The organism is Acidocella aminolytica 101 = DSM 11237, from assembly GCF_900129125.1.
Lineage (GTDB): Bacteria > Pseudomonadota > Alphaproteobacteria > Acetobacterales > Acetobacteraceae > Acidocella > Acidocella aminolytica.
This window is the reverse complement of the sequence record NZ_FQVJ01000028.1, coordinates 12672-31698: the sequence shown is the minus strand read 5'-3', so window position 1 is coordinate 31698 and position 19027 is coordinate 12672. Positions and strand designations below refer to the sequence as shown.

Sequence of the window (19027 nt, the reverse complement as noted above, 5' to 3'; positions counted from 1 at the left end):
CCCAGTCCCAATCATATTGCACCAATCAATGCGTCTACGGCTATCGCGTGTCCGAAAGGTGTTGGAGCGCTTTACTTACGACAGACGTAGAATAAGTAACGGTTGTTTGTGAATCGTGGTGCTGCTAGGCATAACGGCTTGAGCTGATGACGATTGTGAAAAATAAGATAGTCAGAATGCCGACCCCAACACAACAAAGACTTCATGACGATTGAAATTCACAGTCGGATCGCCTGAGACGCGCTGTGTGTAACGATAATCGGTCCCAACGTAAGTATAATCCGTAAAGTAATAGCGAACACCAATGGACATATCCGCTTCATTATCCCACCGGGTTGATTGACAAAAATTGCTGCGCGCAAAGGCAAGGCGAGCAATGCCAGTAAGCTTTGGGAGAAGAGTCTGTTCCACACGGCCGCCGACAATGGTGTAAATATAGGCAGGGCTGCCCGGCAATGTGGTTTCCTCGATTGAACGGTCAAGGAATAGAACCGCCGTTGTTCCCTCAGTAGCATTCCAACGCAGGTTGGCGTCCGCGGCGGGGGTGGTAACGGGCTTGAAGCGCGGGTCAGCGTAATAACGCCCCATCACGCCGACAGATGCTTCACCAACAAAAGCAGGTGTTATACGAAAGCGGGAGCCGACACTGACACGATATCCGTTCGAGTTTCTATAATAGCCCGTAGTGGCGGGTTCGATAACGAAGTCATCCGGCGTATGGTCATAACGGCGGATATCTGCCAGTCCTTCAAAAAAAGGACGAAACGCGATGTTTGCATTGTTGCTTACAGAAATTCCAGCCGTATAGCGGTTATGATTGCGGTCTTGGTTGTTGATTTCACCGTTTTGGCCCATGACGTTTGCGTATGTAATGCGCTCAATCGCCCCACCTAAACGGAGATTATATACACCTATGCGATGTATAACTCCTGCATAACCATTTAACTCCCAATAACGCGTTGGCGTTAGTCCTTCGACCGCATCAGGCGAAGAGCGGTCTTCATGTTCTTTCAAGGCTATGCCGCCGAGAATAATCCGCGTGGTTGGATTAACGTCTATCCTGCCCTGGACCTTTGTATGCCAGTCAGCCGTGTTCTCGTTTCCATGGTGCAGATAGCCGGTAAGATCCGTTCCAGCTTCAGCGTAGAGGGCGTTATGATCCCAGTTAGAGCGGATGGCGATGCTTGGCGAAATGGAGCCGACGCCGTCTGATACTGTAGCGGTGCGGGTGGCGTATATGTTGCTGTCGTAAAACATACCTGCCTGGATTTGTGGATAAACGGTGAACGAGCCAACTTGATAGCCGCGCTCACCGGCCTGCGGCGCCTGTTCTGGTACATTCCCAAATGTAGAAGGCGGTGGCGCTGGCATGATGCGAATATCTGTCGCTATGAAAGCGGCGATTTCAATACTGATCGCCTGGCGCACAGCCGCGCGTTGCTCAGGCGGTGCCGCTGCAACGATCTTGTCGGAGATTTCTTGATAGATAGGGAGATTGGCGCCAACAAAATCCGGCACAGGCATTGCCGCGGCACGAGCCAGCGCGGCTGCGGATGACGGGGTCGAGGCGAGTTGAGGGGTGGTTGCCAGGAGTTGATCCAGCCCGTCAAGCAGGGCGCGTGGCCCGTCTTGGGCGTCGCGTGCAAGTTGAGCGCTTACCGAAGGTTGGGCGGATGCATAGTGAGCAGGCAGCATTCCAACAAGCACCGCCGTAGCCAAGTAAGGTAAACGGCAAAACAAGCGAGACATATACTCTTTCCTTTTTTCGTCACAGGAATACAGCCAAGCCAAAAGATAACAGCCTAAAATTATTCTGAATTTTTGTGATTGGCCATGATCCGCATCAAATTCATGTACTCGACTTTGGGCTCTTGTGTTTTCGGTTTTTTAATGAAGAGCTTGACCTTTATCAAACAATTTTCAGCAGAAAGGTACGACAAAGTCAGATAGTAAAGTTAAACGCGAAGGATGGGGTTTCCCCGTGCGAAAAGGCAAAAAATATGCCCTCGGATTTGCGATTGTCTGGGGTTTGGCTATTGGTCCAATCTTGTACACTGCAAGAGCCGCTGAAAGCGGTACACCGCATAATAAGCCAATTGCCGAGGGAGTTGGAAAAATTACACCGCGCAGCCCGTGGTGTAGCGGCTATAAGTTAACAGGTATGACGCAAGAGCAGCGCCTGAGCGGCAAGAACCTCGAGCGGCTACGCGCAGCACAATCGGAACTTGCCCCTGGATTTGCAGCAGAAAGTGTTAAAACAGGCTTGTATCTGCTGGCGGATTATCAGGAGGAGTTAGAGAAACGCCGGCCTGATGTTACCTTGGCGGCGAGTTACTTGGCGCTGGCGAGCACGGTGCCCGTTACAGCCGCACGGTTTCGCGATGTGAATGCGCTGCTTTGCGTTAGTACTGCGAAAGTAACGGCGGAATCAATTCAGAAATTGGCGGAGAGCCTTCGAAAGCAAGACAACGCCCCGTCAAGCCAAAGCAAAGGATCAAATCCGTGAAGCAAGCCAGAAGGCTGATTAATGTTGCTTCTTTTCCCAGACGTAGTTTGTTTGGTTTGTTAGGGGCAAATATCCTTCTACTTGGTCTGCCAGGCACTTTATGGGCTGAAGAGGCTGGCGGCGGCCATAGCGGAGGAGGTGGTGGGCATGCTGGCGGTGGCGGAGGAGAGAAGGGCGGCAGTGGCGGTGGTGGCAATGGGGCTGGTAGAACGCCGTCTCAGCGCGCTGTGCGTCATCGCCAGCAGACTGGCCGAACTTTAGGTGGCGGCGAAACACACGGCGGGGGAACCGGTGGAAATCACGGCGGTGGTGGCGGTGGAGACACTCTTGGAAATGCCGACACCCTGCCGCTGCAGGATGGCACAACGACTGGCCCCGTGGGCGGCGATAGTGGTGGCGAACATTTCATCCATGAGGGGCTTGGAGATTGGAGTACGGGGTCGAAAGTTTTGCGCGGAAATTAAAGCTTACTCGAAATAACGACAAGATCAAGAAAGGTACTTAAAAGTCATGAATACGAATAAGCAACTCCGTACGAGCCTGCGTGTGGCCCTTATGGGGGCTGTAGCTCTGAGCGTTGGAATTGCCACGCCATGTCTATCTGGCACCGGCAGCTTCTTGATGGGTATGGCTCATGCCCAAACGCAAGGGGGAGGGGGCGGGAATATGGGGGCTAATGGGTCTGGCCATGCGCCCGGCACATCTGGGCAATCAATGGGGCGTGGCGGCTCTAGCGGGACGCAAGGCCACTATGGCCAGGGCGGGTCTAGTGGCACAGAAACAGGCGAAGACGGTACAAGCTCAGATAGGCAAGGGCCACGTTATGGTGGCAGTGAAACGAATCAAAAGCCTGCCGCGGGCACAACAGGAGGCAGGCCCGCTTGGGCAAAAGAGGGGATTCCCGAGGTGGAGCTTGGCCGCCTAAGCGTGGCCCGTTCACCGGAACATGTGCTCGACCATGCTTTCTCTGAGGCTATAAGCAACTGGACCACCATGGGTACAACGGTGATGGTGTTGACTGCTGAAGGGCAGGAAACCCTGACTATGACGGTGGCGCAGCTTTACTCCCTGTCTGCTACGGAATTTTCTTATATCGTTAAAACTTATTACGCCTCCATCGTCAGAATCGACTCGCCACTTGAAAACCTGAGCTTGCTCAAGAGCTATGTGCTAACAGACGCGTCGCCTTTGAGCGGGGTTGCCCCTGCCAGCCAGGATGATATGATTGCAATTTATCTCGGTTCTGCCTCAGACAAGACGATTCCCATCACTTCAGATACGGTAACGGCAATTAACACGATTCTTGGCCTGCCATCTCTCACGCCTGAACAAACAGCCGATATCGCCGCGAAGGCTGAAGATGTGCGGTTGGCTATTCTGAGTGGACACGGCTGAAAAATATAGGCCAGAGTAAAGGATGCCGAGATGTTCAAGTCAGCATGGATAGCAAGTGTTTTGGCGGTGCCGGTGCTTTCTGGCTGTGCTGTCACGCCGCCTACCGCACCGTCGATTGCGGTATTGCCGGGCCAAGGCAAGAGCTACTCCACCTTTCAAGAGGAAGATTATGCGTGCAGGAACGTGGCGGCACGTAGCGTCGGGTACTCAAATAGGCAACCGGCGGCCAATCAGGCCGCCGTGGGCGCTGCTGTTACCGGTACGGTAGTTGGCGCAGCAACAGGTGCCGCCATAGGCGCAGCAGCGGGAAATGCCGGAACTGGCGCGGCGATCGGTGCAGGGGCAGGGCTTTTAGTGGGAAGTGCGGCAGGCGCATCGGCGAATGCATCCATGACTGCGACGGAATTGCAGCATCAGTACGATATTGTATATGCGCAGTGCATGTCTGCAAAGGGGAATAATGTGCCTCCACTACCCTCTGCAGGGGTGGCCTCTTATCCGCCGCCAGCGGTGGGATACTATCCTTATGTTGCTTATCCGCCTCTCTATGCTTTCTACCCCGGGTATGGATATCTATACCCCAACGTATCAATTATTTACGGGTGGGGCTGGAATGGTTGGTATCATCCTAGGCACGGGCGTTAAAATATAGATTGGCCAAATAGAAAGGCGCCCGATCTAACAGATCGGGCGCCTTTTTCTGATGCAGCTTAATGCCGACCACCACCTCCACCGCTACCCATTGATCCGTAATGTTGGTTCATCCCAGGAGTGTTGAGTCGGTTCTGAGTTTTTTGTTCGGTTTGAATTTGATTTTGTTGCTGGTATTGATTTTTCATCTGGTTTTGTGAACCATATCCGTCTTGCGGGCCGGATTGAGATTGATTCTTCAGGCGCTCCTGGTTTTGTAGTTGGTTTTGCTGGCCGCCTTGCATTTGTGTTCGCTCTTGATTTGTTGTTTGCGTTTGAGTTTGAGCAAAAGCGGGTGGAGCGAAGAAGATAGATACAGACAGAGCAATTATGCTTGCGCCTATACCGATCAGCATGCGGTGGGCATGTTCGGGCGCTAATACAGATGTAGTGATTTGGTTGTTCATAACTATTTGTCCTGGTATTGGATTTATCACGTAAATTATATATTTTTGTAGATTAGCAAGGTAATGATCTTCGTCATATGTTTGAGTTTTAGCGCATTAAAAAGCGGCAACTAAATATCGTAATATATATCATTTTCAGGTTATAAAAATGGAAGAAATAGGATTTAAACGAGTTGGCAAGCGGCTTAGAAAGTGCGGCTTTGTTAGTGTTTCTCAGATGTGTCGTGCAGGATATCAAGTTGATGAAGGGATACTATCGGAAAAAATTTTTGTGATTGTTGCGGCTGCTTTTTGTCTAAAGGATAAGAAAGGAAAGTGTGGATCGGTGGCTGTCGTGAATAGGTTCTGTAACGGGACTAGTCGACGTTGATTTATAATCCTTCACGCATGCGGATCGTTTCGATAAGCGGTCTTAGTCCTGGTTCATTTTGCCGCCTGCTGGCGAAATAGGCGTAGAATCCTGGGCCAGTAGAAGCCCAATCCGGTAGCACGACCTCCAGCTCGCCGCGCTCGAGCTCTTCTCTCACCCGCCGCTCCAGCACATAGGCTAAACCGAGCCCATCGATCGCGGCGGCTATTGTTGTTTCGGTATGGTTTACCCCTAACGGTCCGGTTACATCAAGCCGGACCTGATGCTCCCCGTCTCCCAACTCCCATTTGTAGGCCGTGTTGTTGCCGAGGCGCACGCCGATGCAGGGCAGGCGTGTCAGATCTTGAGGGTTTTCTGGTCGCCCGTGCTTGGTCAAAAAGCTTGGTGAGCCAACCACAACCCAGCGCAGCGGATGGGTCAGCGGTACGGCCACCATGTCCTGCGGCACGGTGCCACCATAGCGTATGCCCGCGTCGAAGCCTTCGGCGATGATGTCCACTGGCCTGTCCTCCACGCTTAGGGTGAGGGCTACTTGCGGGTATTGTGCTGAGAACGAAGCCAGTATTGGCCAGAGCAGCAGTCGTGCGGCGTCCTGCGGCAAATTAATGCGCAAAGAGCCTGATGGATTCTGACGGTAGCTCTCTATGCTCGACAGCGCCGCGCCAATCAGATCGAATCCTTGCTCCAGCCGTTCAGCGAGAAGCGCTCCTGGCGCGGTGGGCATCACTGTTCGGCTGGTACGGTGCAAAAGCCGCACCCCCATTTTCGTCTCCAGCTTGCGCATTGCATGGCTGAGTGCTGACGTTGTCACCCCCAATTCTATGGCCGCGCGCTTGAAGCTACGATGCCGCACGATAGTGGCGAAGATTTGTAAGTCGGGTAGATCGAAGCGATTCAGCATGGCCTTTATTTGGTTGATTAATGGTCAAGGTCGCCTTGAGTCAATTTTAGGCTCTTTGCATAGCGTAACCTAGCCTCAGCGCCTATGAAAATTAGCCAACGCCAAAACGCAGAGGAATAAGACATGCAGACCACTGGCTATCATTTTTTCGATCTGGCTGAAATCATATCTGGCTTTCCGGCTGCAGCAGATTCGATGATCGTTGACGCTTATCTCTCTGACCATGATTCTGCCAGCGCTCGGCTTTTTCGGCTCTATCATCCGCTGCCGCGCCATTATCACCGCACATGCGACGAGCATCTGCTGCTACTCGAGGGCGAGGTGGATTTCATCATCGCCAACGATTCTCCAAAACGGTTGCGCGCGGGACAGATGGTGACTTTTCTACGTGAAACGGTGCATGCCATTATGCCTGTGCCTGGCTCGCCAGTGATTTTCCTCACCGTTGATACACCACGCCGCTTTCCGCAGGACGTGTATTTTGTCGACCCTCTGCCAACGCCCGCCAGGGCATTTGTCACGCATCTCGCGGATTATGGAGGACAGGGGGGCTGAAGTGCATTTGTTCAACGCTTTGATGAACAAGGCTCAACGAAACTGAGTGGAAACTGTAGTGCTGGCGTTTATTTTGAGTACTGGAACTCTTCATAGCGTTGGCTACGCCTTCGCGCCCGAACTCAATTGGACCGGAGTGGATTATGGAAACCATCACTATCGGCAACAGCGCTGTTGTCACATCGCGTATTGGGCTTGGCACCTGGGCAATTGGTGGCTGGATGTGGGGCGGCACCGATGAGGCGGAATCCATTGCCACCATCCAGAGCGCGGTAGCGCGCGGCATCACCTTGATCGACACGGCCCCAGTCTATGGCTTTGGTCGGTCGGAGGAAATTGTTGGCAAGGCCATTAAAGAGGGCGGGCTGCGGGATAAAGTGCAGCTTGCGACCAAGCTTGGGCTTGCCTGGAAGGACGGCAAGGTGTTCCGCGATGGGCGTGGGACCCGTATCCGGCAGGATCTCGAGGACTCGCTACGCCGTCTGCGCACAGATCGGATCGACCTCTATCAGGTGCATTGGCCGGACCTCGAAACCCCGCTCGAGGAAACCGCCGAAACACTGGAGACGCTGCGGCAGGAGGGCAAGATATTATCCATCGGCGTCAGTAATTTTTCACCCTCGCAGATGGATGCGTTCCGCGCTGTGGCGCGGCTGGACGCGGTGCAGCCACCTTATAATCTTTTCGAACGTGGGATCGAGACGTCTGAACTACCCTACGCGACTAGAACCGGCCTTACCGTGCTGAGCTATGGAGCGCTTTGCCGCGGCCTGCTCAGTGGGCGGATGCTGGCGGATACGGTTTTCGAGGGCGATGATCTTCGGCGCTACGATCCAAAGTTTAACGGTGAGCACTTCACGCAATATCTACGCGCGGTGGAGGAACTGCGCGAGTTGGCATGGCGGCGCTATGGTAAATCAGTATTGGCGCTGGCGCTGCGTTGGGTGCTAGACCAAGGCCCGACCGTCGCGCTGTGGGGGGCGCGTCATCCCGGACAGCTTGACCCTGTGCCGGATGCGATGGGCTGGACGCTGGATGCTGAAGGCAAGATGGAGATTGAGGATGTTCTGACGCGCTGCATCAGGAGCCCGGTAGGGCCGGAATTCATGGCACCACCATTGAAGCGCCCGGAACTAGTCTAAGCTCAGCTGTTCGATTCAAGGAGAAACGAGATGGAATATCGTTTGCTGGGCCAGTCCGGCCTGAAAGTATCCACGCTCATTCTGGGCACAATGACCTTCGGAGGACAGGGTAATTTCGCCAAGGTTGGCAATACTGGCATTGAGGAGGCTCGTCGCCAGATTGATATGAGCCTGGAGGCCGGGGTGAATATGCTGGATACGGCGGATATTTACTCCAATGGAGCTTCGGAAGAGATCATCGGTCAAGCCATCGCCGGCCGACGCAACAAGTTGCTACTCGCGACCAAGGCTCGGTTTCCCATGAGAGAGAAGGGGCCGAACGATCGGGGGCTTTCCCGTCAGCATCTTATCCGCGCCTGTGAGGATAGTCTAAGGCGCCTGGGGACCGACCATATCGATCTCTATTGGTGCCACGAATGGGACGGGCTGACGCCGGTAGAGGAAATTCTTCGCGCGCTGGACGATCTGACCCGTGCCGGGAAGATCGGCTATGTCGGTGTATCTAATTTCTCGGGCTGGCATGTGATGAAGATGCTTGGCATGGCAGAAGCAAAAGGGCTGACGCGGCCGATCGCGCAGCAAATTTACTATAGTCTGCAGGCAAGGGATGCCGAGTACGAGCTGCTACCCATTGCTGTTGACCAGGGGGTGGGCGCGGTAATCTGGTCGCCTTTGGCGGGCGGGCTGCTGTCAGGTAAATATCGGCGCGGTAAGCCGGAACCTGAAGGAACACGCCGTGCCGCGCAATGGCAGGAGCCGCCGGTCCGCGATGTCGAGGCATTGTACGACACTATTGAAAAGCTCGTGGAGATCGCTGAAGCGCGTGGCGTGACGCCAGCGCAGGTTGCGTTGGCTTGGCTGCTGACGCGCCCTGGTGTCGCCAGCGTGATTGTTGGCGCGCGCACTGAAGCGCAACTCGCAGACAATCTTCGTGCCGCCGAGCTGGTGTTGGCACCAAGCGAAATTGCGACGTTGGAAAAGGTCAGCAGGCCACCGCTACTCTACCCGTACTGGCACCAGAAGGCCACGGCTTCTGAAAGGCTCTCACAGGCTGATCTGGCTTTGATCGGCCCGCATCTGACGTAGTTAGCTTGAAAGTCTCCGAGCCGGTTAGCTACTTCCCTGATAGGAAACTGCAACCTGCCGTTGGCATCATATACAGAGTTGTTTGTTGATTTCCGGCACCTCCTTGGCCAGGAGATGCCGGATTTAGAGTCGAGATCAGATATCGTTAGTATCCACCAAGACCACCTCGGCGTCTTCAATCGCGTGGATGATGATTAGATCTTCATCCTGCACGGCTGCGCCGTCTCTGGCGGCAAGAGGAATACCGTTAACGTCAACCACGCCGGCCGCGGGAACGAGATATGCTTTTCGGCTTGGCTGGAGCCTGTATTCGACTGTTTGACCGGCCTTTAATGTCGCGCCGACCACGCGCGCATTCGCACGGATTGGCAGTGCATCTGTATCACCGGCGATACCGCTTGCGAGAGTTACAAAATGACCAGCACGCTGAGCTTTTGGGAACGGTTTGGTCCCCCATGACGGGGCGCCGCCATGGCCTTCCGGGATAATCCAGATCTGGAAAATCTTTGTGGCTTCGGCCTCAAAATTATATTCCGAATGACGGATCCCGCTTCCAGCGCTCATGACCTGTACGTCTCCGGCTTCGGTACGACCATGGTTGCCGAGACTATCCTGGTGTGTGATCGCACCTTGGCGGACATAGGTGATGATTTCCATATTGGCATGTGGATGGGGAGGAAAGCCGCTTTGCGAGGCGATCTCATCATCGTTCCAGACGCGCAGCGCCCCCCAATGGATCCGATTTGGATCATGATAGTTGGCAAAGGAAAAGTGATGGCGGGTATCAAGCCAGCCTTCGTGACTGCCACCCAGGCTGGAATAAGGGCGAATATCAATCATGTGTTGGGTCTCCTTTTTTGAGGGGAGGCTGAGAGGGCTTGTGAGTGCTGCCTTCGGCAGTGGGTTCCACCACGAAGACGTGTCTTACTTTGCTTCGAGGCCGATCGCCGCATCGAGCGAGTACTTGCCCGCACCGATAATGTAGAGCAGCAGAAAGCCGCCTGCGATGCTGACATTTTTGTAGAAGTTTATCTCATTTTCAAAATGGGCCATGCCGGTCATCGTCCAGTAGTGATGAGCCAGAAAGCCGGTTGCGAGCGTGTAGCCACCCATGAGGAGGGCGAGCGGGCGTGTGAAGAAGCCAATGACGATCGCACTCGACACAAGGCATTCCATCGTAATCGCGATAAGAGCCGCCAGCGATGGCAGGGGCACGCCGGTTTGGGCCATATAGCTCACCGTTCCGGCATAGTTCATGAGTTTGCCCCACCCAAAAATAAGAAACAGGGCGACGAGTAGGACACGGGCAACGAGGACGGCCTCGTTCTTAAGCCGGTCAGCACCAAATGTTGTCATGGTCATTCTCCGCGATTGGGCCGCTGTTTAGGCGCGCCGGTTGTTGATCTATCGACGGGGTGAATATCGTCTTGGCAGGCGAGATAAAAAAGAGCAATAATAGAAACTCATCGTTTCTGGAAATTGCCATGCGTCGCTTGCCAGACCTAGAAGCCTGGGCCCTTTTTGCAAAAGTTGTGGAGACCAGGTCCTTCGCCCGCGCTGCCGATGAGCTGGGCTTGTCGAAGCCGACAGTGTCGAAGGCGATCGCGCGGCTTGAGGTGCGGATAGGCACGGCTTTGTTAAACCGGACCTCCCGTCGCCTTTCTTTAACGGAAGCAGGTCACCGGGCGGCCACGATCGCTGGCCGGATCCTGGCAGAAGGGGAGGCGCTGGAGGCGGAAGCAACAGCGCAAGCAACGGTGCCAAGTGGCCTGGTTCGATTGACGGCACCGATGTCGTTCGGTGTTGCGCATGTGGCGCCACTCCTGCCTGAGCTTTTCGAAGTTTACCCGGATATTTTGATTGATCTGCATTTGGCCGATGAGGTTGTTGATCTGGTAGGCGGGGGCTTTGATATCGCGATTAGAATTTCGGCTCTTCCAGATTCAGCCTTGCGGGCGCGCCGCGTTTGCCGCGTTCGCCGTGTGCTGGTTGGCGCGCCAGGATATTTTGAGCGGCAAGGGCGGCCCGAACATCCGCGTGATCTCGAACAGCATGTCTGCCTCGGTTATGCCTATCTGCCCTCATCCAACCGCTGGCAGTTCCGCCACATAAGGGGTGAGGAGTATGACGTGATGCCGGGAGGCCCACTGAGGGTCAATAACGCCGATGCACTGAGACCGATGTTGTTGGCCGGACGAGGGTTAGCGGTGCAGCCGGAGTTCATGGTGGCAGAGGACATAGCGGCAGGCCGGCTTGAGGCTGTGATGACTGATTGGTCTATGCCGCTCATCACACTGAACATCGTGACGCCCCCCAGCAGCTTACGGCCAGCGCGCGTTATAGCTGTTATTGACTTTCTCTGGCGCCACTTTGCTCAAGAAGCATGGGCAGCTGAACAAAACCTTCAAAATATCTCAGACGATACACATTGATGGAGAGCGTTTACTAAGAGTGACGAATATCACCTGATTTCAGCCTCTTACAGTAACGTTCTGGGGAGGCCCATTGCGGAGAGTGACTAATAACAAGCTGGATCATCGCCGCATTATCTTGATCATTTCTCACGTCAGGCCAAGATTGGTCCCTTATCCGGTAAGCAACTCTTTGACCAAGGCTGAGAGCGAGCGGAGATGAGGATTGCCATCACCAAAATCGTTGATGATGGCAACAGCCTGCCCGGCGGGATTGAACAGAAAAACCGCATCACTATGTCTAATTCCTGCTTGTGGGTCGGGAGCGTTAGGTGAGCGCGGCGCCTTGAAAAATACACCAAAGCGCTTTGCAAAGAAATCCAAAGTTGTTGGTGTTCCGTAAAGCCCATCGATATAAGGTGGCGGCCCGAACTGGGCGAGATAGCGCTTGAGACGTTCAGGGGTGTCGTAGTTAAGATCCACTGTGACAAATAGGAAGCGGACCCTGTTGGCAACTGTATCAAGCGAAGAGATCAGGCGGGCGGCATTCATGACAGTTAGAGGGCAGGTGTCCGTGCATCGGGTAAACCCGAAATAGACAATCACGACATCTCCCTGGTAATTTGCAGCGCTGACAGATTGTCCGTCGGAAGTCCGCTCCATTTGGAATGACAAATTTGGCAAATGGCCTTTTACATCAATAAGGCCGGGAGTTTGGTTAATGTCGCCAACCGACGCGGCGTTGGCGGGCGCTGTCCGAGCTATATAAAACCCAAGAGCTCCTGCACCCAGAAGAACATGACGGCGAAGAAAATAGTGCTTGAGGTTCATGAGCTACCCTTCACTTTGCGTTATACGGGCTATGTAGGCGGTTACGGCTGCGCGTTGGGCCATATTGAGGTGTCGGGCGATATTCGTCATTTCTGATGTGTTTTTTGGGTTAGTGGCTTCGTCGTCAAGGCGATCCATAAGATCGGTAGCTGATTGCTTCTGCAGACTTGGCGCGCCTTTGTCTTGCGTACTATTGAAACCAGCCCCGTGGCACGATGCGCATGCAGGAACATCTGGTGGAATGCCACGTTCAGCAATAGCTTGGCCGTTTGGTGGCCAAGATTCCGCATGTGCGGCGCATGGCAGGAAGATTGTTAGAATGGCCGTGGATATGCTTTTTGAAAGCAGTTTCATGACATGCTCCTAATTGTGCCGGAAACCGTTCCCCACAACGATAAGCTGAGCAGTCTAGCTTGCCAACCAGTCCAACTTTACTTGGAAAAAGGAAGGCTCAAGTTTCACCTCGCATTGCAGTTGTGGTTTTGATTTGTGATGTACACGTTTTGCGGCAGCTTGATGGGCTCTTCGTCTGAGTGACTATGCGATGATGCCAGCTGGGTCATTTGCCCTTGTGCGATGCGCTTGGTGATGCACCTGATTTCCTACCCGTGACTGTAATGGAGTCGCCTGGGTTTCATGTCTGTTTGTGAGTTTCTGGTAAGCGTCGATACCCGACAACGTGAGTTCGAAAACGCCAATTGCATTTGAATATTGCAGGCTTACCCTGGCAGCTCAACCACTACTCGTAACCCGCCACCTGGTCTGTCTAGGAGCAAGATGCTGCCGCCATGTGCGATGATGATGTCGCGGGCGATGGAGAGGCCCAGACCTGTTCCGCCTGGATGGTCGCTTTCGAAGGGTTTTAGCAGTGTTTCGCGCTTTTGTTCGGGGATGCCGGGTCCGTTATCGTCGATGAGGATTTGCACGCTTCCCCCGATGCGGGTTGCGCTGACCCAGATTTGCGTGGCGTGGCGGCGAGCGTTGTCGATGAGGTTGGTGAAAGCCCGGCGGGTGGCCTCCGGGCGCAGGGTTACGGTTAGCTCGTCGGCAACGGAGAGGTTGATGGTCGCACCCGTGCGGCGGGCGGTGGCGCAGATATCGTCCAGCAGGTCTGGCAGATCGGTGGGCAGGGCCTGCTCGGCGCCCTCGCCACGCGCGAAGCTGAGATAAATGCCTATCAGCCGTTCCATGTCGGCGATGTCGCTCTCCATGTCCTGCAGATCCTCGGGAGTGATGCTGGGCTGCATAGCCAAAGCCAGCCGTAGGCGGGTGAGGGGAGTTCGCAAATCGTGGCTAACCCCCGCCAGCATGGTGGTGCGCTGAGAAACGAAGCGCCGCAGGCGTTCGCGCATACGGTTGAAGGCGGTGGCGGCGCGGCGCACCTCAATGGCGCCTTCCGGGCGGATGGGGCCGTGATCCCGCCCCATGCCGAAATTCTCCGCCGCTTCCGCCAGCCGTCTGATGCCGCGGACCTGGGTGCGCAGAAACAAGGCCGCCAGCGCGGCCAGCAGCACCGCCGAGCCGATCAGCCAGACCAGGAAAATATATAGGGTGCCGATGAAGAGGCGTTTGCGTGGCACGTCCACGCTCATCACCCCATCCGCCATCTGGATGTTCACCCGCAAAATGCCGGGATGCGTGTGCCAGGCGACGTTGAAGGGGCGGTGCACATCCTGCGCCAGGGCGCGGGCGAGGTCGGTATCCACCGGACCGGGTGCATCGGGCGGGGGGAGATGGCGCAGCGTTTCGTTTTTCAGATAGACAGTGCGGAAGGTGAAATGCTTGTCCGCCTCCTGCAGCACCAGTGTGCGTCGGGTGGGGTCGCGGTCGATCTGGTCGATCATGAAGCCAATCTCGCCCGCCACAGCCCCGGCGAGGCGGCGGGAGAGTTCGTCCAGGTGCGAGCCGTAGAAGATTTGCAGCGCCACGCCCTGCAGCACGACCATGGGCACCAGCACAATCAGCAGCGAACGGCCAAACAGCCCGCGGGGCAACATTTTACGGATGAGCCGCTCCGGCTGCAGCGGGCCCAGGCGTAGTCTCACGGCCCGGGCTTCAGCACATAGCCTTTGCCGCGCACGGTTTGCAGAAAGCGCGGCTCGCGCGGGTCGGGTTCAATCTTGCGGCGCAGGCGGGTGACCTGCACGTCGATCGCGCGCTCATTCACATCGTCCAGTCCTAGCGTGGCGGCCAGGGCTTCGCGGGAGAATACCTCGTGCGGGTGGGCTGCCAGGGTGGTGAGCAAGGCAAGCTCCGCCCCAGTAAGGCGGATGCGAGAATTGGGGCCGATCAGTTCGCCGCGCCCGGAATCAAAACTGGCCTCGCCCAGCTTCAGTGGCCCGGTAGTGGCGGTGGGTGGCTGGGCGCGGCGTAGCATGGCCCGCAGTCGGGCCACGAGCACGCGCGGGTCGAACGGCTTGCCGAGATAATCATCCGCCCCGGCTTCAAACCCGGCCAGGACGTCCTCTGGTGTGTCGCGCGCGGTGAGCAGCAGGATGGGCATTGCTGGGGCGCGCTCCGCCCGCAGGCTGCCGGTGAGGTCCAGCCCGCTTTCGCCGGGCATCATCACGTCCAGCACCATCAGGTCGAATTCCATGGCGCGCAACTTGACCCTGGCCTCGGCGGCGGAGGCGGCGCGAGTGACGCGGAAGCCGTTTTCAGAAAGATAACGCCCCGCCAGAGCCGCCAGCCGCGCATCGTCATCCACGAGCAGGATATGCGGCGCGTCTTCTGTGAAACATATATCGGTCATGGGGCGGATCAGGTTGAGCGGGGCGCCTTTGGTGCGCGTGGCTGTTCAGCGGTTTCAACGTAAGAGCGGCCCTGCGGGCTTATTAGCCCGCGCATGACACGCTTGAAGCCCTCCACGGCTGGGCCGCCTGCTTCACGGTAAGCGGAGAGCAGGCGTTCTCGCTGGGACTCGAACAGCTGGCGCTCCAACGTCGCGCCTTTTTCCGTCAGGCTCAGGAGACGCTGGCGCCGGTCTTTGGGGCCGGGGACCTGCTCCACATAGCCCTCTCGGATCAGTGGGCCGAGCACGCGGGTAAGGCTTTGCTTGGTGATGCCGAGAATGGACAGCAGTTCACCTACTTTCAGGCCAGGGCGGCGGCCGATCCAGTGCAGGCACCTATGGTGGGCGCGGCCGAAATCCATCTCCGCGAGCAGCGCATCGGGTGGGGCGTTGAGGTCGCGCATGGCGAAAAATACAAGGTCTTGCGCCAGCCTCAGCTCGTCTTCGCGCAAGAATAAATGGCCTGCACCGGGTGCTGCGTGTGGCGCGCTGGTCAGGGTTTCCCGTTTGCTGGTCAGGTAGGGTTGAGTCGGTGCATCAGGCATGGCAGTTTCAATAACCGATGGTTGGCCGCAATTTAGTGGTAAAACGGCTGACTAATACGCAAGAATTTACTGTCATGCGACAGTAACCCAAACGGAGACATTTGACCATGGCACTCGTGCCTTTCGATGACCGCGACGGCTTCATCTGGTGGGATGGTAAGCTCATTCCCTGGCGTGAGGCAAAGCTTCATGTACTGACCCATGGTCTCCATTATGCTTCCGCTGTATTTGAGGGTGAGCGCGCCTATGGCGGCAATATTTTCAAGCTGCGCCCGCATACGGACCGTTTGATTTCCTCCGCCCGACTGCTCGGGTTTGAGATTCCTTACACCGCCGAGCAGATTGATACTGCTTGCATCGAGACGATGAAGGCGAACAACTTGACCGACGCTTATATCCGCCCGCTGGCGTGGCGCGGGTCCGAGCAGTTGGGGGTGTCTGCTCAGCAGACCAAGGTCCACCTGATGATAGCCTGTTGGACTTGGCCGGATTATTTCGGCTCGGACCGGATGAAGGGCATTCGCCTGAACATATCCGACTGGCGGCGCCCGCATCCGCAGACCGCGCCCATCGCCTCCAAGGCCGCCGGGCTGTATATGATTGGCACGCTTTCCAAGCATAAGGCTGAGGCCGAGGGTTTTGAGGAAGCGCTGATGTATACCTGGGACGGATTTGTGGCCGAGGGCACCAGCGCAAATATCTTCTTTGTGAAGGATGGCAAGATCCATACCCCGGTGACCGATTGCTTCCTGAATGGCATCACCCGGCAGACGGTGATTGCGCTTGCGAAGGCGCGCGGGATTGAGGTGATCGAGCGGCAGATCAAGCCGGAGGAGCTTTCTTCCTTCAGCGAGTGTTTCCTGACAGGCACTGCTGCCGAAGTGACGCCGGTACGCCAGATTGGCACGGATATCCATTATACCCCCGGCAAGCTGACCGAGACGCTGCTGAACGACTATACCGCACTAGTGCGGATGTCGCCGGAAGAAGTTGAAAAGCACGCGGCTTGAGCCGTGGGTGAAGGGGCCGGAAGGCCCCTTTCTTTTTGCGTTATTAGCGCGGTAGCGCAAAGGTTTAAGAAAACGCCATAAGCTGGAAAGCTGAATTTTCGCGAGTAAGAGCCATTTACATCCCATGGCTGAAGACGCGCGAAAACTGATCCCCCTGGAAGGGTTGCGGGGGATCGCCGCCGCAATCGTCGTTCTCTATCATCTGGTGCTGGCATTCACTCCCAAAGGGGTGGGGGCGGTGCCGCATGGCTATGGCCTGCTGGATGTGCTGACCCAGTTCACCCTCGGCATGTTGAATGGCGGCGCGGCTGTGGCGGTATTTTTTGTGCTGTCCGGCTTTATTCTCAGCCTGCCTTTTGCGCGTGACCGACGCTTTGCCCGCGTGCTGGCGGCGGTTTTAAAGCGGTGGCCGCGTTTGGCTGGTTTGACCGTGATCGCCTGCTTGTTTGCGTTTGTGCTGATTACATGGTCGGGGCACGAATATAAGGACGCGGCGCAGGTTATTGGCGCGGGCTGGCTAGGCAGTCATGGCAACGCTCCAATCAGGCCGGAGCAGCTCACATGGGAAGAGGCGCTGCGCGAAGGACTGGTGAATGTGTTCACCAAAGGAGAGGTGAAGTTCGACTCGCCGCTATGGACAATGCGGATTGAACTGTTCGGCTCCTTTGCGATTTTTCTGGCAGCACCGATGTTGTTTGCTTTGCGCAGCTGGTGGGTGCGGTTAGGGCTGGTGGTGCTGGCGGTGTATCTGTCCGGCACGGCGTATCCGTTTACGTTTTTTTCGGATTTTCTCGCCGGGGCGGTGCTGGCCTTACTCTATGCGGAAGATAAATTGCCTGAGCTGGGCAATAAGGCCGCGTGGGTGCTGGGCGGCTTGGGGCTATATTTGTTCAGCTTTACCTATGAGCAGGCTTTGCTGATACATGCGCCGCTGAAGCTGTTTCTCTCGGACAAATATTGCCATTTTGTGTGGGATGCGGGCGCCGCGCTGATGATTGTGGTGCTGTTGGGCAATGCGGCGGTTAGGCGTGTTTTTTCAGGCCGTTGGGCGGTCTGGCTGGGGCTAATGTCTTTCCCGGTTTATCTGCTGCACGGGCCGATTTTGCTTTCCGCCGGGTCTGTCGCGTTCATGGATGAGGTGGGCAGGTTGGGCATGGCCGGTGCCGCGCTGACGGCGGCGGTCAGCTCCATTTTGCTGACCGTGCTGTGCGCGCTGCCGCTGGTCTGGGTGGACCGGCATTGGACTGGGTTGCTATCCCGACTTACCCGCCCCTTTACGCGCAGGGCTGCGATGGCCTGAAAGGACCGGCGTTTCACAGAGGGGGAAACGCCGGTCTGAATTTAAGCGGCTATTTGCAGATCCGCTTGGTAAGCGACCGCAGAGCTGTTCAGCTTGGCCCGGAGCCTTACGGGAAGCTGGCGGGCGGATTTTACGCGGCCATAAGGCATTTCCATTACAGGTGCGCGCTCGCTGTCCAAAGCCTCATATTCGGCCCAATTGTCGAAGGCCATGCGGTCCACATTGTCGACAAAGGTTTCGGTGGGAGCGGCTTCAGCCAGGATAAGGGAATGGTCGGGGGTTTCGATATGGTAATAGGTGAAGCGCTGTGTCATCCGCGTTTCGCGCAGGATGCTGACTCCGTTCACCATGGCGCCGGCCTGTACCAGAAGTCCGTCCAGGAACATGGCGTGATCCGGGGAGACCAGTAGGTCTCGTGCAGGGAGGCCGTTGCCGAGTGCGCCTTGCCGGATGCGGATGGGTTGTGAGCGCAGCGGGTCGGCAAAACGGGGCTCCACGGCGCGGCGGCCGATCCAGCGCACGGGCACGGCGTCGCCGTCAACGGTCAGCACCAAGTCGCCTGCTTCTAGAGTCTCAACGGGGCGGTCGCCGTTCGGAGTGCTGATGAGGGTGCCAGCGCAGAAGCAGGGAGCGTTAGTGGAGTCGAGGGTGAGGGTGGAGGTGTTGCCGCTGTAATCGTTGAGCAGCTCAAATGTGCCCTTCGAGGTGAACAGGTTGTATTGATTGTAAGCAGTTGTGAACTCGAGACCGTGAAGGTCAATCCCGTCCGTATTGCCCGGCGAGGCAGAGTGTTTGGAATTAACACCAGAGCTGGCGTTAGGAAAAATTGTGTTGTCGTAGATGGACGAATATCCGTATTGGACTGTACCGCCGCTGCCAGCCATTCCGACAATTTTCTGCCCTTCAAATGTACCGGAGATACTCGTTACCGCGTAACCTTCACCCGAGACATTATCTTGCCTATAACCGGTCGGATTCGAAACCTTTTGAAGCGTCGTTGAAACTGTTACATTGATCGTATCAGTGTAGCCTGCACTATCAGTGAAAGTGTAAGTGTAGGTTTGTGACATTAGTTGTCCCCGATACC

Annotated in this window: 23 protein-coding genes; 11 read left to right on the top strand and 12 right to left on the bottom strand. The window is 56.0% G+C overall.

Annotation, left to right across the window (positions count from 1 at the left end; genetic code table 11):
• Window positions 1-171: 171 nt before the first annotated feature.
• Window positions 172-1749 (bottom strand): outer membrane beta-barrel protein, encoded by a 1578-nt coding sequence (locus BUB54_RS14020; RefSeq protein WP_052948392.1) that lies wholly within the window; start codon window positions 1747-1749, stop codon window positions 172-174.
• A gap of 232 nt (window positions 1750-1981) precedes the next feature.
• Here BUB54_RS14020 and BUB54_RS14015 point away from each other — a divergent pair, with 232 nt between their 5' ends.
• Together BUB54_RS14015 and BUB54_RS20860 are read left to right on the top strand one after the other, a co-directional pair.
• Window positions 1982-2506 (top strand): hypothetical protein, encoded by a 525-nt coding sequence (locus BUB54_RS14015; protein ID WP_073211827.1) that lies wholly within the window; start codon window positions 1982-1984, stop codon window positions 2504-2506.
• Between the two features lie 81 nt (window positions 2507-2587).
• The gene (locus BUB54_RS20860; protein WP_048879346.1) at window positions 2588-2767 is read left to right on the top strand and encodes a hypothetical protein; all 180 of its coding nucleotides are present in this window, start codon (window positions 2588-2590) and stop codon (window positions 2765-2767) included.
• On the opposite strand, the gene BUB54_RS20855 is transcribed toward BUB54_RS20860, so the two are convergent.
• The gene (locus BUB54_RS20855; protein ID WP_175556518.1) at window positions 2764-2919 is read right to left on the bottom strand and encodes a hypothetical protein; all 156 of its coding nucleotides are present in this window, start codon (window positions 2917-2919) and stop codon (window positions 2764-2766) included. The genes BUB54_RS20860 and BUB54_RS20855 overlap by 4 nt on opposite strands.
• A 221-nt stretch (window positions 2920-3140) precedes the next feature.
• Here BUB54_RS20855 and BUB54_RS21555 point away from each other — a divergent pair, with 221 nt between their 5' ends.
• The 3 genes from BUB54_RS21555 to BUB54_RS14000 are packed head-to-tail and all read left to right on the top strand — an operon-like array spanning window position 3141 to window position 4546.
• Complete coding sequence (locus BUB54_RS21555; protein WP_241869397.1) at window positions 3141-3431, top strand: hypothetical protein; 291 nt, start codon at window positions 3141-3143, stop codon at window positions 3429-3431.
• 2 nt (window positions 3432-3433) lie between these two features.
• On the top strand, window positions 3434-3901 hold the full coding sequence (locus tag BUB54_RS21550; protein ID WP_244890789.1) for a hypothetical protein: 468 nt from the start codon (window positions 3434-3436) through the stop codon (window positions 3899-3901).
• Between the two features lie 30 nt (window positions 3902-3931).
• Window positions 3932-4546, top strand: a complete 615-nt coding sequence (locus BUB54_RS14000; protein WP_073211821.1) for a glycine zipper family protein — start codon at window positions 3932-3934, stop codon at window positions 4544-4546.
• Window positions 4547-4611: 65 nt separating this feature from the next.
• On the opposite strand, the gene BUB54_RS20345 is transcribed toward BUB54_RS14000, so the two are convergent.
• Window positions 4612-4998, bottom strand: coding sequence for a hypothetical protein (locus BUB54_RS20345; protein ID WP_139284918.1), 387 nt, complete (start codon window positions 4996-4998; stop codon window positions 4612-4614).
• Between the two features lie 371 nt (window positions 4999-5369).
• A complete protein-coding gene (locus BUB54_RS13995; RefSeq protein WP_048879348.1) occupies window positions 5370-6269 on the bottom strand; it encodes a LysR family transcriptional regulator in 900 nt (299 codons plus the stop codon).
• Window positions 6270-6392: 123 nt separating this feature from the next.
• Here BUB54_RS13995 and BUB54_RS13990 point away from each other — a divergent pair, with 123 nt between their 5' ends.
• The 3 genes from BUB54_RS13990 (at window position 6393) to BUB54_RS13980 (ending at window position 9052) form a co-directional block, all read left to right on the top strand.
• Window positions 6393-6824: a cupin domain-containing protein gene (locus BUB54_RS13990; protein ID WP_048879349.1), complete on the top strand. Its 432-nt coding sequence runs from the start codon at window positions 6393-6395 to the stop codon at window positions 6822-6824.
• Between the two features lie 143 nt (window positions 6825-6967).
• Window positions 6968-7966 (top strand): aldo/keto reductase, encoded by a 999-nt coding sequence (locus BUB54_RS13985; protein ID WP_048879350.1) that lies wholly within the window; start codon window positions 6968-6970, stop codon window positions 7964-7966.
• A gap of 30 nt (window positions 7967-7996) precedes the next feature.
• Entirely contained in the window at window positions 7997-9052 is a 1056-nt protein-coding gene (locus BUB54_RS13980; protein ID WP_048879351.1) for an aldo/keto reductase, read from the top strand.
• A 135-nt stretch (window positions 9053-9187) separates the two neighbouring features.
• Here BUB54_RS13980 and BUB54_RS13975 read toward each other — a convergent pair whose 3' ends face one another.
• Entirely contained in the window at window positions 9188-9892 is a 705-nt protein-coding gene (locus BUB54_RS13975) for a pirin family protein (protein WP_048879352.1), read from the bottom strand.
• Window positions 9893-9976: 84 nt separating this feature from the next.
• A complete protein-coding gene (locus tag BUB54_RS13970; RefSeq protein WP_048879353.1) occupies window positions 9977-10408 on the bottom strand; it encodes a DoxX family protein in 432 nt (143 codons plus the stop codon).
• Between the two features lie 128 nt (window positions 10409-10536).
• On the opposite strand from BUB54_RS13970, the gene BUB54_RS13965 reads away from it, so the two are divergent.
• Entirely contained in the window at window positions 10537-11484 is a 948-nt protein-coding gene (locus tag BUB54_RS13965) for a LysR family transcriptional regulator (RefSeq protein WP_048879354.1), read from the top strand.
• Window positions 11485-11637: 153 nt separating this feature from the next.
• On the opposite strand, the gene BUB54_RS13960 is transcribed toward BUB54_RS13965, so the two are convergent.
• The 5 genes from BUB54_RS13960 to BUB54_RS13940 form a co-directional block, all read right to left on the bottom strand.
• Window positions 11638-12294 carry an SCO family protein gene (locus BUB54_RS13960; RefSeq protein ID WP_073211818.1) on the bottom strand — a complete coding sequence of 219 codons (657 nt, stop codon included), beginning with the start codon at window positions 12292-12294 and terminating at the stop codon, window positions 11638-11640.
• A 3-nt stretch (window positions 12295-12297) separates the two neighbouring features.
• Window positions 12298-12648, bottom strand: coding sequence for a c-type cytochrome (locus BUB54_RS20340; protein ID WP_139284917.1), 351 nt, complete (start codon window positions 12646-12648; stop codon window positions 12298-12300).
• Between the two features lie 365 nt (window positions 12649-13013).
• The gene (locus tag BUB54_RS13950) at window positions 13014-14339 is read right to left on the bottom strand and encodes an ATP-binding protein (protein WP_241869399.1); all 1326 of its coding nucleotides are present in this window, start codon (window positions 14337-14339) and stop codon (window positions 13014-13016) included.
• Window positions 14336-15046, bottom strand: a complete 711-nt coding sequence (locus BUB54_RS13945) for a response regulator transcription factor (RefSeq protein ID WP_048879357.1) — start codon at window positions 15044-15046, stop codon at window positions 14336-14338. The genes BUB54_RS13950 and BUB54_RS13945 overlap by 4 nt, the downstream gene beginning before the upstream one ends.
• Window positions 15047-15054: 8 nt before the next feature.
• On the bottom strand, window positions 15055-15630 hold the full coding sequence (locus BUB54_RS13940) for a MarR family winged helix-turn-helix transcriptional regulator (protein WP_082075691.1): 576 nt from the start codon (window positions 15628-15630) through the stop codon (window positions 15055-15057).
• A gap of 107 nt (window positions 15631-15737) precedes the next feature.
• Here BUB54_RS13940 and BUB54_RS13935 point away from each other — a divergent pair, with 107 nt between their 5' ends.
• On the top strand, window positions 15738-16640 hold the full coding sequence (locus BUB54_RS13935; RefSeq protein ID WP_048879358.1) for a branched-chain amino acid aminotransferase: 903 nt from the start codon (window positions 15738-15740) through the stop codon (window positions 16638-16640).
• A gap of 124 nt (window positions 16641-16764) precedes the next feature.
• Window positions 16765-17940 carry an acyltransferase family protein gene (locus BUB54_RS13930; protein ID WP_048879359.1) on the top strand — a complete coding sequence of 392 codons (1176 nt, stop codon included), beginning with the start codon at window positions 16765-16767 and terminating at the stop codon, window positions 17938-17940.
• A gap of 41 nt (window positions 17941-17981) precedes the next feature.
• On the opposite strand, the gene BUB54_RS13925 is transcribed toward BUB54_RS13930, so the two are convergent.
• Entirely contained in the window at window positions 17982-19010 is a 1029-nt protein-coding gene (locus tag BUB54_RS13925) for a Hint domain-containing protein (RefSeq protein WP_082075692.1), read from the bottom strand.
• Window positions 19011-19027: the final 17 nt, after the last annotated feature.

Bases quoted from the DNA above. Each gene is read 5' to 3' on its own strand.
- BUB54_RS14020 (WP_052948392.1), bottom strand. From the start codon at position 1,749: ATGTCTCGCTTGTTTTGCCGTTTACCTTACTTGGCTACGGCGGTGCTT.
- BUB54_RS20855 (WP_175556518.1), bottom strand. From the start codon at position 2,919: ATGGATGAAATGTTCGCCACCACTATCGCCGCCCACGGGGCCAGTCGT.
- BUB54_RS21555 (WP_241869397.1), top strand. From the start codon at position 3,141: ATGCCCAAACGCAAGGGGGAGGGGGCGGGAATATGGGGGCTAATGGGT.
- BUB54_RS14000 (WP_073211821.1), top strand. From the start codon at position 3,932: ATGTTCAAGTCAGCATGGATAGCAAGTGTTTTGGCGGTGCCGGTGCTT.
- BUB54_RS20345 (WP_139284918.1), bottom strand. From the start codon at position 4,998: ATGAACAACCAAATCACTACATCTGTATTAGCGCCCGAACATGCCCAC.
- BUB54_RS13995 (WP_048879348.1), bottom strand. From the start codon at position 6,269: ATGCTGAATCGCTTCGATCTACCCGACTTACAAATCTTCGCCACTATC.
- BUB54_RS13990 (WP_048879349.1), top strand. From the start codon at position 6,393: ATGCAGACCACTGGCTATCATTTTTTCGATCTGGCTGAAATCATATCT.
- BUB54_RS13985 (WP_048879350.1), top strand. From the start codon at position 6,968: ATGGAAACCATCACTATCGGCAACAGCGCTGTTGTCACATCGCGTATT.
- BUB54_RS13980 (WP_048879351.1), top strand. From the start codon at position 7,997: ATGGAATATCGTTTGCTGGGCCAGTCCGGCCTGAAAGTATCCACGCTC.
- BUB54_RS13975 (WP_048879352.1), bottom strand. From the start codon at position 9,892: ATGATTGATATTCGCCCTTATTCCAGCCTGGGTGGCAGTCACGAAGGC.
- BUB54_RS13970 (WP_048879353.1), bottom strand. From the start codon at position 10,408: ATGACAACATTTGGTGCTGACCGGCTTAAGAACGAGGCCGTCCTCGTT.
- BUB54_RS13965 (WP_048879354.1), top strand. From the start codon at position 10,537: ATGCGTCGCTTGCCAGACCTAGAAGCCTGGGCCCTTTTTGCAAAAGTT.
- BUB54_RS13960 (WP_073211818.1), bottom strand. From the start codon at position 12,294: ATGAACCTCAAGCACTATTTTCTTCGCCGTCATGTTCTTCTGGGTGCA.
- BUB54_RS20340 (WP_139284917.1), bottom strand. From the start codon at position 12,648: ATGAAACTGCTTTCAAAAAGCATATCCACGGCCATTCTAACAATCTTC.
- BUB54_RS13945 (WP_048879357.1), bottom strand. From the start codon at position 15,046: ATGACCGATATATGTTTCACAGAAGACGCGCCGCATATCCTGCTCGTG.
- BUB54_RS13940 (WP_082075691.1), bottom strand. From the start codon at position 15,630: ATGCCTGATGCACCGACTCAACCCTACCTGACCAGCAAACGGGAAACC.
- BUB54_RS13935 (WP_048879358.1), top strand. From the start codon at position 15,738: ATGGCACTCGTGCCTTTCGATGACCGCGACGGCTTCATCTGGTGGGAT.
- BUB54_RS13930 (WP_048879359.1), top strand. From the start codon at position 16,765: ATGGCTGAAGACGCGCGAAAACTGATCCCCCTGGAAGGGTTGCGGGGG.
- BUB54_RS13925 (WP_082075692.1), bottom strand. From the start codon at position 19,010: ATGTCACAAACCTACACTTACACTTTCACTGATAGTGCAGGCTACACT.